At 32.9% G+C, this 18,739-nt stretch carries 13 protein-coding genes; 4 read left to right on the forward strand and 9 right to left on the reverse strand.

The annotated features are described in order from the left end of the window. Positions 1-65 precede the first annotated feature (65 nt). From AC6QZF_RS00410 to AC6QZF_RS00425, 4 genes are all read right to left on the reverse strand, one after another. The gene (locus AC6QZF_RS00410; protein ID WP_499797906.1) at positions 66-1,190 is read right to left on the reverse strand and encodes a PAS domain-containing sensor histidine kinase; all 1,125 of its coding nucleotides are present in this window, start codon (positions 1,188-1,190) and stop codon (positions 66-68) included. After that, on the reverse strand, positions 1,183-2,955 hold the full coding sequence (locus AC6QZF_RS00415; RefSeq protein WP_499797907.1) for an ATP-binding response regulator: 1,773 nt from the start codon (positions 2,953-2,955) through the stop codon (positions 1,183-1,185). The genes AC6QZF_RS00410 and AC6QZF_RS00415 overlap by 8 nt, the downstream gene beginning before the upstream one ends. Positions 2,956-3,040: 85 nt before the next feature. Further along, entirely contained in the window at positions 3,041-4,090 is a 1,050-nt protein-coding gene (locus AC6QZF_RS00420) for a S66 peptidase family protein (protein WP_499797908.1), read from the reverse strand. Positions 4,091-4,099: 9 nt separating this feature from the next. After that, positions 4,100-6,613 carry a glycosyltransferase gene (locus AC6QZF_RS00425; RefSeq protein ID WP_499797909.1) on the reverse strand — a complete coding sequence of 838 codons (2,514 nt, stop codon included), beginning with the start codon at positions 6,611-6,613 and terminating at the stop codon, positions 4,100-4,102. Between the two features lie 197 nt (positions 6,614-6,810). On the opposite strand from AC6QZF_RS00425, the gene secA reads away from it, so the two are divergent. Further along, a complete protein-coding gene (gene secA, locus AC6QZF_RS00430) occupies positions 6,811-9,918 on the forward strand; it encodes a preprotein translocase subunit SecA (protein ID WP_499797910.1) in 3,108 nt (1,035 codons plus the stop codon). A 114-nt stretch (positions 9,919-10,032) separates the two neighbouring features. Here the strand turns inward: secA and AC6QZF_RS00435 are convergent, their stop codons facing one another. The 3 genes from AC6QZF_RS00435 to AC6QZF_RS00445 are packed head-to-tail and all read right to left on the reverse strand — an operon-like array spanning position 10,033 to position 14,392. Then, on the reverse strand, positions 10,033-11,508 hold the full coding sequence (locus tag AC6QZF_RS00435) for a sodium:solute symporter family protein (protein ID WP_499797911.1): 1,476 nt from the start codon (positions 11,506-11,508) through the stop codon (positions 10,033-10,035). Positions 11,509-11,528: 20 nt separating this feature from the next. Then, the gene (locus AC6QZF_RS00440) at positions 11,529-13,379 is read right to left on the reverse strand and encodes a hypothetical protein (protein ID WP_499797912.1); all 1,851 of its coding nucleotides are present in this window, start codon (positions 13,377-13,379) and stop codon (positions 11,529-11,531) included. A gap of 23 nt (positions 13,380-13,402) precedes the next feature. Continuing rightward, complete coding sequence (locus AC6QZF_RS00445) at positions 13,403-14,392, reverse strand: chorismate synthase (protein WP_499797913.1); 990 nt, start codon at positions 14,390-14,392, stop codon at positions 13,403-13,405. Between the two features lie 111 nt (positions 14,393-14,503). Between AC6QZF_RS00445 and AC6QZF_RS00450 the strand changes: the two genes are divergently transcribed. From AC6QZF_RS00450 to gyrB, 3 genes are read left to right on the forward strand one after another with little or no spacing between them, the layout of a single operon-like run. Beyond that, positions 14,504-14,959, forward strand: a complete 456-nt coding sequence (locus AC6QZF_RS00450; protein ID WP_499797914.1) for a PTS sugar transporter subunit IIA — start codon at positions 14,504-14,506, stop codon at positions 14,957-14,959. Next, positions 14,959-15,249 (forward strand): DciA family protein, encoded by a 291-nt coding sequence (locus AC6QZF_RS00455; protein WP_499797915.1) that lies wholly within the window; start codon positions 14,959-14,961, stop codon positions 15,247-15,249. The genes AC6QZF_RS00450 and AC6QZF_RS00455 overlap by 1 nt, the downstream gene beginning before the upstream one ends. A gap of 44 nt (positions 15,250-15,293) precedes the next feature. Continuing rightward, complete coding sequence (gyrB, locus tag AC6QZF_RS00460) at positions 15,294-17,360, forward strand: DNA topoisomerase (ATP-hydrolyzing) subunit B (RefSeq protein WP_499797916.1); 2,067 nt, start codon at positions 15,294-15,296, stop codon at positions 17,358-17,360. A 108-nt stretch (positions 17,361-17,468) separates the two neighbouring features. On the opposite strand, the gene AC6QZF_RS00465 is transcribed toward gyrB, so the two are convergent. Together AC6QZF_RS00465 and AC6QZF_RS00470 are read right to left on the reverse strand one after the other, a co-directional pair. Then, complete coding sequence (locus tag AC6QZF_RS00465; protein ID WP_499797917.1) at positions 17,469-17,954, reverse strand: T3SS (YopN, CesT) and YbjN peptide-binding chaperone 1; 486 nt, start codon at positions 17,952-17,954, stop codon at positions 17,469-17,471. Positions 17,955-17,964: 10 nt separating this feature from the next. Next, complete coding sequence (locus AC6QZF_RS00470; protein WP_499797918.1) at positions 17,965-18,651, reverse strand: PspA/IM30 family protein; 687 nt, start codon at positions 18,649-18,651, stop codon at positions 17,965-17,967. Between the last annotated feature and the right edge of the window lie 88 nt (positions 18,652-18,739).

Consider the following 18,739-nt stretch of genomic DNA (forward strand, 5'->3'; position numbering starts at 1 on the left):
ATTTCTCCATTTTGATGAAAAAATAATAAGTAAATTAATAAAAGTTGGTATTTTTATGAAATGAATTATGGCAGCGGAAGCAATACTGTAAAGATAGACCCCTCGTTTAATTTGCTTTCTACTTGAATTGAACCATTGAATCTTTCAACTAACTTTCTTGTTACAGTAAGCCCCAGACCTAAACCTTCATAAACTCTTTTATGCCCTTCACTAATTTGTCGAAATGGCTCAAAAATAATATCGAATTTACTCGAATCCATTCCGATGCCTGTATCTTGAATTGTAATATTTAAAATTTGTTTGCCATTTTCTTTTCTAATTATGCCACAATCGAGAAAAATTCTACCTTTTTCTGTAAATTTTATAGCGTTATCAATTAAATTCGATAGGATAAGATATAAGCAATTTTCATCGAAAACAATTTTAGATGAATAATTCTTCAAATTTATATCAAAAGTAATATTTTTTTCTTTAACAATTGGTTCAAATGAATTATAAATATTGAAAATCAATTCCATTAGGTCTATGCTCTTAAAATTAATATCCATTTGTCCGCTTTCTATTGCTGCAAGAGTAATAACTGAATTAAGAGACGAATTCAATCTTTGAGATGAATGATATATATAATTTAATATTTCTTTTTCATCCTCATCTTTTGCATTATTTAGCAAGATTTTGATGAAACCCAATATTCCAATTAGCGGAGTGCGAAATTCATGACCAATTAAATCCAAAATAATCGATTTGAATTTTTGGGCTTCTTCATTTTTTTGCTTTTCAATTATCAAGTTTTTTTCAAGAATAATCTTTTCTTCTAAATCGACGCTAATGCCATATACGCTTTTTATCCTTCCAAAGTCGTCTTTTACAACGATGCCACTAATATTTGCGTGTTTGATTGATCCATTTTTGGTTCTATACTCTAAAATTACATTCTTGAAATCGTCAATATACTTGAATTTGTCGAAAAGTTCATATAACTGAGCAACGGATTTTTCTGAAAATTTCTGTTCTAATGAAAGGTTCACATACTCACTCACTGAATATTCAGTAAAATTTTCAATTGAGCTACTAATAAATGTGGTTTGTAAATTTTCGTCTAATATCCAAAATATATCAGTAGAGTTGTTAAAAATAAAGTCCTTAAAATCATCAAAACTTATTGTGGAAAGTATTTGATTTTCAACCATTTTGTTCTCCTGATGCAGAATTGTTTGTGCGCAATGGAATAGTAAAGTGGAAAGTAGTGCCAACATTAACAGTGCTTTCAACCCATATTTTGCCACTGTGCTTTTCGACAAACTCGCGACACAAAATCAACCCCAATCCTGTCCCGCTTTCTTGTTTCGTACCAGCAGTTGAAACACTATTTTGCAAACTAAATAATTTATTCAGATTTTCTTCTGGTATGCCAACTCCATTATCAGACACACTAATACGACAGAAATTTTCATCTTCTTTTCGACAAATTATTTTAATAGAACCTCCTTCGTGGGTAAACTTAATTGCGTTTGTACAAAGGTTTCTTATTATTGTATTCAACATATTTGCATCTGTAAACACTTTGTATTCTTGATCCATATCATAATCAATTGAAATGTTCTTATTATTCGCATTCATTTTAAGCAGATTAATATTACTTGTGATAAATTGTTTTAATTCGTAGACTGCTGGTTGATATTGAACAAGACCACGTTCACAACGTGACCACATAAGTAAATTTTCAAGAAGTTCATATAATTGCTTAGCAGAGTTGTTAACATCATCTAAAAATTCTTTTAATTCTTCTTTGGATAACTCGTGAAATGTTTGTGAAAGGAAATTCGATACACCCATAAAAGCACTAACTGGATTTTTCAAATCATGTGCTATGATAGAAAAGAATTTGTCTTTTGTAATATTACTTTCTTTGAGTTCAATATTTTGTTGATGAAGAATTTTTTGTTGCTCGACAATAGTTTCATTTGCATAAGATAGATTATCAACCATTTTGTTAAAGAAATTGGCAAGATCTCCAATTTCATCTTCTGATTCGACTTTTACTTTAATACGATAGTCGCCACTTGCCAGTTTAATAGTTGCGTGTTTTAACCTGACAATAGGATTGGTAATGCTTCTTGAAATCAAAATTGACATAACCAAACTGAAAACTATTGAAACGACAAAAAATGGCACAATAAATGAGTGATAGCTTTCGGCTTCATGCTTCGATTTTTCTACTTGTATGTTTATTATTCTTTTCATTTGATATTCAATTTCGTTCATTTTACTTTCATATTCTTTTATCTCTTTCGAAATTCTAACAAAATCATTAAAAGCAATTATGTAATTATCTATCAGCATCCTCATTTTCGTTTTTTCGTCATCAGAAAGGTTCAAATATTTGAGTTCGCTTTTTATCTTATCAACTGTGAAGTGAACTTTTTTTACGTATTCGTCACGCTTTCTCATAATATAATCTTTTTCTCTTCGGCGTGCTTCCAAAGTAAGTGCAAGTAAATAATAATTATTGATAGATTTTAAAAAACTCTCAATCTGGTGAATTTTACTCCGAAACTCTCCTTCTATACCTGTATTTTCATCCAAACCGAATTCTTCAAGCAACGATGTATATTTTTTAAAATATCTACTATAAATATTCTTTAAACTATCTAATTTAATTTTATCATTATTGTTGGGTATTTTTTGAGAAACTTCATAATATTTGAGTAAATTGTGTAATACTAAATCTTTATTATGTATGAATAAGGATTTGAAATTTGTATCTCTTCTGACCAACAGCTCCAATCTTTTATTACTGGATTCAATAATCAAAGATTCCAGAAGCAAATACCTATAATTTCGTTCATTTAGATAAAGAGCATACATTGAAAAAATAACTATAAGTAACATTATTAATTCAATAAACCCGCTAAGAAGAATCATTTTGCCAAAAAGAGACATTTTGATTTTCATAAATTACGTCAATAAATCCCAACAATTTTCAAAATTACTTTTTCAATGTTAATATTTGATAAATAAACTGTTAGGTTTTATATAGCTAGATAGTTGCCGAATCACTAATTGACAATGTGCCAGCATTTGCATCAATTGTGGCATCAATAGAATATGGAATGGTAATTTGTTCGTTAGTATGTCCAAACATTAACCCATAAAAAGACGGTATGGGAAGTGATGAAAAATATTTATCCAATACCTCTCCAAGTTGCAGATCCCAGGTTGATGGTGAAGTTTTAATTGTACAATCACTGCAAAAGCCAAAAATTATGCCTTTTGCTTGCTCAAATTTGCCAGCAAGCCGCAATTGATTTAACATTCTATCAATTCTAAATGGCTCTTCTGCAACATCTTCCAGAAATAATATCTTGTCTTTTGTATCTATTTCAAATTGAGTACCCATTAAAGATGAAATAATTGATAAATTCCCACCAGTTAATTTGCCTTTCGCTGTGCCACTTTTAATGGTTCTAATTGGGAATTGCTCGCGAATACCACTTTTTTGAGCGGGATTTTGTAAAACTCCAATTGGTTCATTATTAAATATTAATTTTTCAAAGGAAGACGCAGTAAAATCAGTAAAAGAAGAGAGTAGAACTGGCGAATGAAAAGTAACTAAACGTGAATATTTTTGTATTGCAATGTGAATTGCAGTAATATCGCTATAACCTGTAAATACTTTTGGATTGTTTCTTATAAGCTCGTAATCAAGTAAATCTAATATTTCAGGAGAACCATATCCGCCGCGAATACAAAAGATACCATTAATATTTTTATCTTCAAAAAACTTATTAAGTTCGTTTGCTCTTTCTTTTCTTGATTTTGTTCTATATCCGGAACCATCAAACAGCAAGTAACTAAAAACAGATTGTAATTTATAATGATTGCATACTTCTTTGGCTTTCCGTATATCATCAGAGTCACAAACATTTGTAGCTGGAGCAACAATAGCAACTTTGTCCCCTCCTTTAAGACACTTAGGCTTAATCAAAGTAGAATCTGATACACTTTGAATATCGCTATTATAATAGTTCTGAGCTAAAGCAAATACTCCAATACTACTAATTGACTTAACAAATTCCCGACGTTCCATATTTTAATCTTAATAGCTTTTATTAAGTTTTTTTGCCCATTCAAACATAGTTTTCGCAGAATCGTAGTGTCCAATCCTTTCAAAGCACTTACCAGCTCCCAGGCAGGCCAGTGAATTTTCTGGATTTAATTTCAATGCAGCAGAGAAATATTGATGTGCACCTTCTAAATCATTTTCTTCAAGTGACATTTCGCCACAAAAAGTTAATATATCATCAAGTTTTTCTCCAAGCGTGCAGTTGAATTTTTCTTTTGTCCATCTATCAAAAATTTGTGTCAACAGTTCAAAAGCTTCATCATTTCTACTTTTTGCTTTTAATATTTTAGCATATAGATAATCGGTGTCTAAATTTGGACGATAGTTTTGTTTGATAGTATTTACTGTTTTCTCGGCTTCTTCAATATTTCCCTTTAACAATTGGTATTGTGCCATCCGATTTAATACATGAGTTTTGCCCAATTCATCAAGAATAGAACTTTCCTCCATTAAGGAAGAGAAAAGTCCAATAGCGTTCTCGTAATTACCTGAAATAAATTCATTCTCTGCAAAACCCAAGATAATGTAATCATCAGCAAAGACAGGCAATTTTTTCTCTGCAATTTGGGCTAAATTTGTTCCTTGCAAGAAGTCAATTCTTGATAGAAGTTTAATGGTAGAATTCCGCCAGGTCCAGAATTTTCTTGCTTTTACAGAAGCAATTAATCCAGCAGAAAAGACTTCTGTCGGATTAGCAAAAATATATTTTAGAGTTGCAGATAGATGGTCGCGGTCTGGTTCGAGGAGATATGCTTCATTTGTAAATAATTTACCATCAAGTGTTTTCCCAATATTTATTTTTTCAGCAGGTAAATACCAGGCACATTTTTCATCGGTAAAGTCATCAGTTGCACCTCCACGAGTAACTACTACTGGCAAACCACACGCCATAGCTTCAAGAGTAGGTAGTGAAAAACCTTCACCACGATATGGACTAACAAATACATCACACGCACGATAAAGAGCAGCTATTTCTTCCTCACTCATTGAATCATCAATGTAGATGATTTCTGGTGCATTTGGATTTTGTTTCGCTCTTAATATCATATCTTTAGCAGTTTGACCACGATAGAAGCTATCGCCTCCCATATCTTTCACTACCAAACATACGTCATCATTAGCAGTAAAAGTTTGCATATATGCTGATAATAAGATATCAAAGCCCTTCCGATAAATTGTCCCTCCAAGATATAGGAATTTGATTCGCTTTGTGGTATTAAGCTGATACTTTTCACCATAAGGTTTAAATAGTACTGGGTCAATACCATTAGGAATAACTTGGACTTTATCAAAATCAATCCCTGAATTAATAAAACTTTGACGAGAAAAATTAGAAGGTGTCCAAATTTCGACAGCCTGTTTGAAAATTTCAACAAAATCAATAAGATGAGCAGTGTATTCCCAAGGTTGCATAATAATCCATTTTGCACCTTTCGGAGGCTCAGCTTTTGGAGGCCATTGATGACGAATCCAGACATATGGTAGCCGAGCAACTTCATCAGGAACATCTTGTTTATATCGAATATCGTTCTCTTTCAATTTTTTATATTTTGGGAATAAATCGGGCGAAAAAGCGTCAGGCTCGTAAGGGACAATTGTAAGGTTTGTAGCTTCTGTTTCGATAATATTTAAGCAGTGTTCTCGATTAATTAAAGCAAGAGAATGATATACAAATTGCGAACCTTCCCAAACTATGTTTAATTGTAGTTTGGTAGTAGCAATTTCTTGGGCATCTTCTATTGGAACATTATGAGTATCAATTTCAGATACTAAAAAATCATTTGATAAATTCATTAAGTCGTCAATATCAAAAAAATCTTCGTTTGTAGTATTCTCTTGCTTTTCTTCCTTAGCAATTACCTCAGGAAGTGGAGTGCTTTCAAACAATTCCTGATCAATTTTCCTCTTAATTGCCCGAACAGTCATATTTAAATTAATAAATCCTCTGTCTTGAGGAGTGTCTTCTTCGTAAAATTCTGTAACAATTAATCCAGATTTATGCAACTTATCTTTTATTGATTGTTCGTCGAAAGCAACACAATGATAATCACCTGGATTAGTTTGTCCTCCAAAAATCATATATGAAGCAACATCTGCGTTCCAAATACCATTGACATAAGCATTTACTTGCAATCTCAAAGACGGACAACGAATAATCAGTTCACCGCCCGGTTTCAAAACTCTTGCCCATTCATTTAAAATGCTCTGCGTTTCACGGTGCGAAAAATGCTCCAAAATATCACTTGCTAATATCAAATCAGCAGAATTATCGGGTAGTTCGAGTTTCCGAACATCACCATAGACAACACGTGGATCGTCGCTGAACAAATCTATATTAATAAAGCCATCTCTTATATCTTTGCCACACCCTAAATTCAAAAATACTCTATCTGGTAATGGATTTGGCATTCTGCCAGTAGCTTTTTTATTTGAAAAACCATAAGGTAAATCATTTTCGAATTGTAACCTATTTAAAGCATTATTCATTTCAACCTCAAATACTTATTAATTATCAACAAGTGCAATAATTATGCCGAAAGTTTTGGTAAAATAATACTTTTATGATTTTTTTACAAACATTATAATAGTATTAATTAAAAAACTGTTATTTTTGTTTTTATAATTAAATGATAATGTTCTATTATTCGTTTTAAGTAAGTTGTTTATTATTGGAATTAAAGAAAATGCTTGGTATACTAAAAAAAATATTTGGAAGTAAAAGCGACAAAGACATTAAAGAAATAATGCCAATTGTCAAAGAAATCAATCGATATTATGATGAATTTAACAGTCTAACTGATGAGCAAATTAAAGCAAAAACGCTTGAATTTCAAGAAATCATTAAATTTGCCATATCTGATTTCGAAAATCAAAAGCTGGAACTCGGAAATCAGCTCAAATCGTCCGAATTAACAGCTGATGAGGTAATTGAAATTAATGACAAGATTAAAAAGCTTGATAGAGAAATTTTTGAAAGAATTGAAGAAAAATTAGATGAATTACTACCGCAAGCTTATGCAGTCGTAAAACAAGCTTGCAAGCGTCTTGCTGACCAGAGATATGCATATACTTACGCCGGGCAACACTATATATGGGATATGGTTCCCTATGATGTGCAGTTAATTGGTGGAATAGTATTGCATCAGGGTAAAATCGCTGAAATGGCAACTGGTGAAGGAAAAACTCTTGTTGCGATAATGCCACTATATTTAAATGCTCTTGCTGGGAAAGGTGCCCACCTTGTTACAGTCAATGATTATCTTGCAAAACGTGACTGTGAATGGATGAAACCTGTATATGAATTTTTGGGACTTACAGTAGATGCAATCCAATCAAATATGGAACCTTCGGAAAGAAAGCGTATTTACAATTGTGATATTACTTATGGCACTAATAATGAATTTGGTTTTGATTATCTGCGCGATAATATGGTGGTCGATCCTGAACATATTGTTCAAAGACCACATTGGTACGCAATTGTTGATGAAGTCGATTCAGTTTTGATTGACGAAGCAAGAACCCCTCTTATTATTTCTGGACCAGTTCCTTCTGCTGACCAAAAATTCGAAGAAATGAACCCAAGAGTTAAAAGACTTGTTGAAGCTCAGAACAAGTTGGTAAACGAAATTGTAGCTGAAGCAGAACGATTACTAACAACTGGGAAAAAAGAGGATCGCGATGCTGCTGGTGTGCTTTTATTTCGTGCTCACCGAGGATTGCCAAAGCACAAGAAATTATTAAAATTGATGCAAGATGCAGAAAATCTAAAATTGCGCCAGGAAACCGAGCTTTTCTTCCTGCGTGATAAAGGCGCTCGAATGCCAGAGATTGATGAAGAACTCTATTACACAATTGATGAAAAAAATCATCAAATTGATATTACGGAAAAAGGGCGACAGCTTCTTTGCCAAAGTCAAGAAGATCCCGATATGTTTGTAATTCCAGATATAGCTGCCGAACTTAGCGCTATCGAAGGAAATGAAACACTTACATCAGAAGAAAAGCAACAAAAAATCGATCAAGTGTATTATCTGTTTGCTGAAAGAAGCGATAGAATTCATACAATTTCTCAGCTTCTTAGAGCTTATTCTCTTTATGAAAAAGACGTTGAATATGTTGTTCAAGATGGAAAAGTTCTAATAGTAGATGAATTCACCGGTAGAATTCTTGAAGGACGCCGATATTCAGATGGTCTTCATCAAGCAATTGAAGCCAAAGAGAGAGTAAAAGTAGAGCGAGATACTCAAACTCTTGCAACTATCACACTTCAAAATTATTTTCGTCTTTACAAAAAATTAGCCGGCATGACAGGAACAGCTGAAACCGAAGCTGCTGAATTTGAAAAAATATATAACCTTGAAGTAGTTGTTATTCCAACAAACAAACCTGTTATTAGAATTGACCATGATGACTTAGTTTATAGGACAAAACGCGAAAAATACAACGCTATATTAGATGAAACAAAAAAAATTCTTCAAGAAGGTCGAGCTGTACTGGTCGGAACAACTTCCGTTGAAGTTTCAGAGATACTTTCCAAAATGTTTACTCGTCAAGGAATTAAGCATAATGTTTTGAATGCAAAACATCACGCTCGCGAAGCAGAAATCGTTGCTTTAGCCGGTAGAAAAGGTGCAGTTACAATTGCAACTAATATGGCAGGCCGTGGAACTGATATTAAGCTTGACCACGATGTAAAGAAAAACGGAGGTTTGGCAATTATTGGTTCAGAACGCCACGATGCTCGACGAATTGACAGGCAGCTACGAGGAAGAGCAGGTCGTCAAGGTGACCCAGGAAGTTCGCAATTCTTTATTTCTCTTGAAGATAATTTGATGAGATTATTCCAGAGCGATAGAATCGCCAGTGTTATGTCAAAAATAAAAATACCCGAAGGCGAACCAATTCAACATCCAATGATTACAAAGGCAGTGGAAAATGCTCAAAAAAAAGTCGAAGAAAACAACTTTGCCATTAGAAAACGATTAATAGAATATGATGATGTAATGAATCATCAAAGAGAGGTGATTTATTCAAGGAGACGTGCTGCACTTAGAGGTGATAGATTAAAAGGTGAAATATTCGAATATGTTGAAGACTACTTAATTGATTTGTATGAAATTCATCATCCGAATAAGGATGTGAAAGGATTACGAAATTCTTTACGCACAACTCTGCTTTGTGATATTCCGATGAGTGAGGAAGACTTTGAAAAAATGAAAATTGATGAGTTTGTTCGACGTGCAAAATCTATTGCTCTGGAATTTTATAGTAAAAAGGAAGAAATGCTTGGCAGTGAATTTATGGCACGTTTGGAACAAGTTGCGATATTGCAAACAATTGACGAAAAATGGCGTGATCATTTAAGGAGTATGGACGATTTAAAAGAAGGAATACATTTGCGTTCTTACGGACAAAAAGATCCATTACTCGAATATAAACAAGAAGCACACGATATGTTTTTGGAATTAGTTAAGGATATTAATAAATCATTTATTCAATTTGCATTTAGATATTTTCCTCAAATTGTGCGTTCTAACGAAGAAGACAGACGCAAATCTGTTCCGACGTACAGAAATACTACTTATTCGCAAAGAAACGTTCAATATGAACATTCATCAACAGTACCATCATTTATTATGGGAGCTCCCCAAGCACAACAATCACCAGAAGCATCTACGACAAAGACTATTCGTAATACTCAAGTAAAAGTAGGTAGAAACGACCCTTGTCCGTGCGGAAGCGGGAAAAAATATAAAAAATGCCACGGTGCTAGTGAATTTATTGACAATTAATAAATAAATTAAGTTAACACTCACTAACAAATAATTTAATATAGAACATAAATTAATAAGAAAGAGGCTGCAATTAGACAGCCTCTTATATTTTTTTGTCTAATTAATCCATGTTTATTTTTCAGTAAATAGTTTCGCGAGTTGTTCAGGTGAAGGTTTTGGAGTTAAGAGACTAACAATAAATAGAGTCCCAACCGAAATAATAATTGAGGGGTAGATACTTGGAATTCCCCAAGGATCACCATCATAGATAACAAATGGAAAGATAGCAGGAATAACAATATCTAAAATAATCACCGAAATAGTTCCTGAAATAATACTTGCAACTCCACCAGCCTTGGTAGCACGTTTCCAGCTTAATGCAGCAATCAATGATGGAGTAATAGCAACACCATATACTGTATAAGCAAAATATGCATATTTTAACACAGACAAATTCATTTTATAATATGTAGGAATAAAAATTATTAAAAATGCAACAAAGCCGATAATGACAATAAATATTTTTTGTAAAGCCACAATTTTTTTATCTTCAGCATTTGGATTTATAAATCTTTGATAAATATCACGGATAATATTAGTGGAAGGGCTTAATAAATAATTCATTCCGGTAGAAATGACAACTACAACTGCTGCCGCAAGTAACAACAAACCAACAGGAGCAGGCGTTAAGAACTTTGCAGCTTGGAGCACTATTGAAGCCGGATCAAAATCGCTTTTCCCCCAAAAATATGAAGAAGCATAGATAGCAATCACAATCACCACTGTTTCAACTACAATGGTCCCAATAATCCATAATGATACTGCTTTTTTTGCATCAGCCGGAGTTTTAGCACTGTAGAACTTTTGATACATACTCTGAACGCCAAGTAATAAGAACATTGTAGCTAAAAAGTATGAGAACCCTTTCAACGCGGGAAAACGACCAAATTCAGAAGAAAAAATTTCAAAATGAGATTGTGGTAATATTTCTGCTGGTGCAGACAAGCCACCCGATGCAGCTACAACAAACGGCACGCTAACAATACAAGCTAAAACGATAATTATTCCATTTGGTAAGTCTGTATGAGCAACAGCAATCATACCACCCAAAGCAGTAAATAAAATAACAAACCCTGCTGCAATAGCCTGACCAGCTTCGACGGATACAGCTCCATCTGTAATGACATTTAAAATGTAACCACCAGCACGAAATTGATATGATACAATAGTAGTAAAAGCTATAATCAATGCAATTGCTCCAAAAAGTCGAGCAAATTTGCCGTATCTTTCTTCTAAAATGTCACCAATGGTATATTGCCCAAATGTTCTAATTTTTGCAGCTAAAAAGTAAATAATAGCTATTCCTGCCCAAGCACCAGCTGGCATCCAAAGCGAACTCCAACCTGCACGATATGCAAATTCAGCTCCTGCTATAAATGTGCCTGAACCAATCCACGTACACACCAGAGTGAAAACCATTTTGGTTACACCTAAACTACGCCCTGCCACCATCATATCGTCTTTGCTTTTGACTTTTTTAGATTGAGAAAAGTTATAAATTGTTAAAGCAACTAAATACAATAAAATAATTACAACATACCAGTTCATAAAAACTCCTAAAAAGTTTATTAATTTTTTACCTCAACTCTTATCCAAAAATGATTTGGGAATTCGAAAAATACATCATCTCGGTTTCTATCTATTTGTAAAAAATTTATTTTGTTAGGGAACAATCTATTCTCATTCATAATCTTTTTTATTTTTTCGCTATTAAAACCATCAAAAAGAATATCGATAGAACTTGCAATTTGATAATTTTGTTTAATCATATTTAATTCATTATCATTAGATTTAATAAATTTATCATAATCATCAGAAAATTTCAATAAATAATAGAAATATATTTTATCATTCTTTCTAATCATAATTGGAGTTTTTGCAGTACTTATTAAAACAGGAATGCTCAAATTTGATAATAATAGCGTGTCAGAATTAATAATAGCATAACAACTAAAGTCGAGTGATTCGTCAAATTTACAATCTTCTATTTGTTCTTTGATGTCTATTTCATTGGTTAATTTGGACGAATTTAATTTAAAAGTTTGAATATCTTTTTTCAAGTTATCTGAAGAAACAATCAATTCACTGTTAATTGGAATATTTTCTATTTCGAATTCTAAGTATAATTTTGAAAATTCAGTCTCTACAGTAGTATTTCGTAAAGTAATTTTCTCTTTGACGTCTATTTTAAAACAATTTTCACAAATACTATTATCCTGAATAAATTGGATTTTATTTTCATTAAACCCAATTTTATTGCAGAAATCATTTAGTATTTTTTGGAAATTTTCATAAGGTATAGCTTTTGAAACATAAATACTCAGAATATCATTTCGATATTTTGAATAAAGAAGAGCAATTTGAAATAAATAACTAATTGGTGAATATTTTGAAAAATTAAATTCAATTTCATTATCAACACAATTTATACTATTATCAAATTTAAAGTAATCATTTGAATAAGTAAGTGGCATAGACAAATCAAGAGAAATATAAGATATAGTTCTTTTAGCTTTTATTTCCAATGGACTATATTTGACAAGTAAAGCAGGATTTTTACTTTCATCTACTTTATTAATTTTGGGTCTTAGCAGATATAAATCTAATTCTCCCACACCGAATGGCCTATTTGATGCAAAAATAGCAAATCCATTTTCGAGCATAATGAAATCGCTCTCATCAAATTCGGTGTTTATCTCGTTAAGTGGAATAGGTTTTTGCCAACTTCCTTCCAAAAATTCACTATAATAAATATCATAACCTCCAATACCGTACAACCCATCGGAAGCAAAAAATAGAAGACTATCGTTATACAGAAAAGGTGTGATTTCATTCCCATCAGAGTTAATTTCTGAAAGTTCTATTGGTTCACTCCATAAAGCATCGTTGTTTTTAAAGGAAATAAAGAGATCTAAATTTGTTTTGTTATTACGATTAGATGAAAAAATAAGCATTCTTCCATCTTTTGATAAAGTAGGATGAGAAACAAAACAATCACATTTTAGTTGTTCTATGAATGTTGGTTCAGAGTAGTTATTTCGATATATTTCAGAAATAGCAAGATTCAGCACTGGGAACTTTGAAGTTTGACGAAATTTTGACAAATAAATAGTCCCATTATCGCTAAAATAGAAATAAGAACGATTTTCTTTAGAATTGTTGAGTTTGCTTTTGTGTAAAACAGGTTTCCCAAAAGCAAAGTTATCTTTTGTTTGCACCCAATAAAGTTGAGAAACACCGCTTATAGTGGAATTGTAAAACAAAGTTAAAGAACGATTATCGAAAAAAGGTGCAAATTCATCTTTACTTGTATTAATTGTAGAAATATTTTCAGGTTTTTCCCAATTAAATAATTGAGAGTATGATTTTTGAAAAATAAGAATAATCAGTAGAATAAATATATATCTATAATATTTCATACTTGTAAGATAATATAAAAAATTTATTTCTGCAAAATTTGAGTTTGTCTAATTAAATACAAATCAGCCAAAACAATAGAAACGCAAGCATCAATTATAGGCGGAACACGTAAGACATAGCAGCTATCGTGGCGTCCCGATGTTTGTATTTCATCTATCGCTTTATTTTCAAAATTGTAAGTTTGTAATTTTTTTCTTATGCTGACTGGTGGATGAAATGCAGTACGAAAAACAATATTATTTCCATTGGTAATTCCACCAATTACTCCACCACAATTATTAGTATTAGTAGTCCCATCAGAATTAATTATCGAATCAGCATACTCTGAACCAAACATTTTTGCGGAATTAAATCCTGCACCGAATTCAATTGCTTTCGCTCCAGGAATAGAAAAAACAATGTGACTAATTAATGACTCAACGCTATCAAAAAAAGGTTCTCCTAATCCGATAGGGACGTCATTAATAACAGTTTCGAGAACTCCTCCCAATGAATCACCTTCTTCAACAGCTTGATTTAATAAATGCTGGTAATCCTGTTGACCACCAATCTCAATAATTTTTGTGTTGACACTACAAGGAAAAACTTTTCTTGCTACAACACCAGCAGCAACAAGAGCAACTGTGAGTCGACCAGAAAAATGGCCACTTCCACGGTAATCTGCAAACCCAAAATACTTATGTAATGATACAAAATCGGTATGTCCCGGTCTTGGTTTATTATATTGTTCGATAGTGTAATTTGCTGAATCTATATTGTTATTTTCAAAAACGATATTCAAAGGTGTCCCGGTAGTTTTATCATTGAATACACCGGAAGTAACAATTGAAATATCGTTTTCAGTTCTTTGAGTTGTAGCAAAAGCCCCACTTTTTCTTCGACTTAACTCAGTTGTGAAATCATTTGGTGCAAGCGAAATACCGGCAGGCACACCATCGATTGTAATTCCGACATAAGAACTATGACTTTCGCCATAAATCGTTACTTTGAATATACGACCAAATGTATTCATTGCAAGGATTAAATGTTGAAAAAAATTTAACAAACATAGTAACATTTTTTTTGATAATCAAAATTAAATTCAGATTTTTGTATATTCGAAAACTCACTATTGAGGTGTGAAATGAAAATCAACGAAGTGCTGTCGAAGAGTTGTATTCAAGTTGGTCTTGAAGCAAAAGACAAGCAAGATTTGCTTGAAAAAATTACAGATTTGGCAATGAATTCAGGAAAAATCACAAATAGAGCTGCTGTGCTGAAAAGCATAATGGAACGTGAAAAAATAATGTCTACGGGTATTGGTAAAAACATTTGCCTGCCACACGCTAAAACTGAATATATCGAAGCACCAGTTGCTGCAATGGCAACACTGAAAGCTCCTATTGATTTTCACTCTCTCGATGGTGAACCCGTAAATATTTGTTTTCTGCTTTTGGGAAAAGAAAATAATATTGGCATGCATTTGAGATTGCTTAGCAAAATTTCGAGATTTCTTAACAACGATGAATTCAGAGAAAAAATTTTGAATAGCAAAACACCCGACGAAATAATTAATCTTTTCGAAAGCGTTGATGAATAATGAATTCTGATAATATTCATTCATTAAAGGAAATTATTAATCAATTAATTGAACTAAACGACTGGGGCGAAGGTATCGCATTTGCTAAAATAAAGGAAGAATGGATAAAAACTGTTGGTGAAAACTTCGCTGAACATATAGCACCACTGAAACTTAAAGATGGTGTACTTCATTTAAAAGCTGATTCGTCCACCTGGCGAACGGAAATGCTTATTCGGAAACAACTGCTTATAGACAAGCTCAATTCCTATTGTGGAAAAAACATTATTAAATCTATTAAAATTCGCTGATTTTTCGTATTTTTGTAAATAAATTATTGTGAATTAGAGAAAATATGGTAAACGATTTCCAAGAACTCGAATTAGAAAACAAGAATTCAAACTCTCAATATACCGAAGAAAGCATCAGAGTTTTAGAAGGATTAGAGGCTGTTCGGCAACGTCCTGCAATGTATATAGGCGATATTAGCGAAAGAGGCTTGCATCATTTAATTAATGAAGTTGTTGACAACTCGATTGACGAAGCGCTTGCAGGATTTTGTAAAAATATATTTGTTACTCTTCGTTCAGATGGATCTTGTTCAGTAGAAGATGATGGACGAGGTATTCCTACAGGTATTCACCCAGAAAAAAACATTTCTACATTAGAACTCGTAATGTGCACTTTGCACGCAGGTGGAAAGTTTGATAATAATACATATAAAGTATCTGGTGGTTTGCACGGTGTCGGTGTGTCTTGTGTAAACGCTTTATCAACTAAATTGATTGCAACAGTAAAAAGAGAAGGAAAAATTTTTCAACAAATCTATGAAAAAGGTATTCCAGTTACAAATGTGGAAATTATTGGCGACACTAATTCAACTGGGACAATAATACAATTTTATCCAGACCCGTCAATATTTCAAACTGTAATCTTTAAATTTGAACGCGTTGCAGATAGGCTTCGTGAACTTGCTTTTCTAAATCCAGAAGTAAAAATTTCAATAATAGATGAAAGAGAAGAAATTAAAGAAGAATACCGATACCAAGGCGGCTTAAAAGATTTTGTTAGTTATATCGATAGCACCAACACTCCAATAACAAAGCAAGTGTACATTTACGGAAAAAACGACAATCCAAATGTTGAGGTAGAAATTTGTTTTCAATATAACACCTCTTATGGTGAAACTCTTTTGAGCTACGTAAATAATATTCATACAATAGAAGGTGGTACGCACGTTAGTGGTTTCCGTTCAGCTCTTACTCGCACGCTGAACGATTATGCAAAGAACAACAAGATGAATAAGTTTGAACTTACGGGAGAAGATTTCCGGGAAGGTTTGACTGCTATTGTATCTGTAAAAGTTTCGAGCCCAATGTTCGAAGGACAAACCAAAACCAAGCTAGGCAACGCAGAAGTTGAAGGTATTGTTAGGTCAATTGTAAATGAGAAATTAGGAGAATATTTAGATTCTAATCCTTCCGAAGCAAAAAAAATTATCGAAAAAGCTAATTCTGCAGCTGAGGCGCGCATTGCGGCACGTAAATCACGTGAACTTGTTCGCAGAAAAAATTCACTCGAAAATTCAACTTTGCCTGGGAAACTTGCAGATTGTTCACTCAATTCTCCCGAAGATACTGAATTATTTATTGTTGAGGGCGATTCTGCTGGTGGTTCTGCAAAACAAGGAAGAGACAGACGTTTCCAGGCTATTCTCCCTCTGAAAGGTAAAATTTTAAATGTAATTAAAGCGACTCCACATAAAATTTTAGAAAATGACGAAATTAAAACTATTATCGCTGCAATTGGAGCTGGTTTTTCTCACAAGCCTAATAGTGAAGAGAATGGCAGTTCAAATGGCAATGGAAATGGTAAAGAAAAAGATTTCGATGTATCAAAAGTTCGATATGGAAAAATAATACTAATGGCGGATGCAGATGTGGATGGTTCTCACATTAGAACATTATTGCTGACTTTCTTTTTTACATATATGCGTGATCTAATAAACAAAGGAATGCTTTACATTGCTCAACCTCCGCTTTACAAAATAAAAAAAGGGAAATTGGAATACTATGCAAATAATGAAGAAGAAAGAGATAGTATTATCCAAAGATTGATGAAAGATAGTCCTAATTCAAAAATACAAACCAATGAGGAACAAGAAGAAATAAACGAGGGGAATGAAGAAGTAAAATTAAAGGGTGGAATTGTTGTTTCGCGTTTTAAAGGGCTTGGAGAAATGAACCCTGAACAGTTGTGGGAAACCACAATGAACCCCGAAAAAAGAACTTTATTACGTGTAAATATTGAAGATGCGGAAAAAGCAGCTATAATATTTCAAACTCTTATGGGCGATAAAGTTGAACCTCGTAGAGAATTTATTGAACGAAATGCACAATATGTTAAAAATTTAGACATATAACCATTTTTCTAATACACTTATTATGTAAATGGGGCTTTCTAATTCGACAGCCCCATTTATATTTCAGCCTTTCCTACTTTTCAAAAAATAAACGTTAAGTGGAACTGATTATTCGATTTCTTCTCCGAGTAAATCTATTCCACGTTTTCCACCAGCAATTTTAATAATCTCATCATCATAATAATCAGAAATTAGAGCAACGGCTTTTAGAGAAGTTTCAAATTCATTTTTGTCCATATTTGTTCCAGCTATTGAATGCTGAAAAGTAATAGTATTGTCGAACAATAGCCCAAAAGCACCAAAATGAATTTCAGCATTTTTATTAAGCAAAAATTTCATCAGTTCAGGAGTAATGTTTGCATTAGTAACCACGTTGGAAACAATTTCAACGCAAGTTTCAGTTTCAGTAAATGGCCTAACAATAATCATAATCTGTGAAGAGCCATAATTCACAGTAAAAGAACCATCACCGAATGAGATATAATCAGGGAAAATATCTTTTAAATAATTTTCGACTTTATTAACTGTGGATTGGATAAGTTCCACGGGAGTTTCTATCATATCAATTTTCTCCTTATTAATTAATATTTCCATATTCCACCTTTTATTGATTTTCTTGGTTTGGTGGCAGCATACCCATTTTGGCTTTTAGAGCGAGTAATTCATCTTCTACATCTTTGGAAGAAGTAAGTTTTTTGAATTCTTCATCTAATGATGTATTTTCGCCTGCAAGTTGCTCAAAAGCAGAAGCTTCTGCTTCAAGTTTCTCGATTTTACCTTCGAATTTATCGAACTTGCTGAAAGCGTCAGTTCCGACACCACTGAAAGATTGAGCAATTTGCTTCTGAGCTTTGGCGGCTTGTGAACGAGCAATGAGCGTACTTTGACGGGTGCGAGCTTCATCAAGTTTGGATTTCAATTGGTCAAGTTGCTGACGAAGTTTGTTGGATGTTTGGCGAGCTTGCTCTAAAATAGGCACTAAGTCATTGATGTTACGTTCGGCAATTGCTTTTTTCTCCAAAGCAGCTTTAGCGAGGTCCTCCCTATTGTTTTGCAAAGCAACCATAGCTTTGTGTTCCCATTCTTCTTTGTCTTTACGAGCTTTCTCTAATTTACGCTCTAAACTTTTTTCGTTAGCAATAGCCTGTGCAACAGCCAAAGTGGCTTTATTGACTGATTGCTCCATCTCGATAACCATTTGCTTGAGCATCTTTTCGGGGTCTTCGGCTTTGTCGAGAACATCATTAACGTTTGCCTTGAAGATGTCAGCGATTCTTTTGAATATGCTCATTTTTACCTCTTGAATAATGTTGTAAAATAAAAACATTAATAAATCATTATTTAATACGTATTAAACTAAAAAATGTTATATTTGAAAA

It is taken from the genome of Eximiradius sp. (genome assembly GCA_937127445.1).
In the GTDB taxonomy this organism is placed as follows: Bacteria; Bacteroidota; Ignavibacteria; order Kapaibacteriales; family UBA2268; genus JAKIZO01.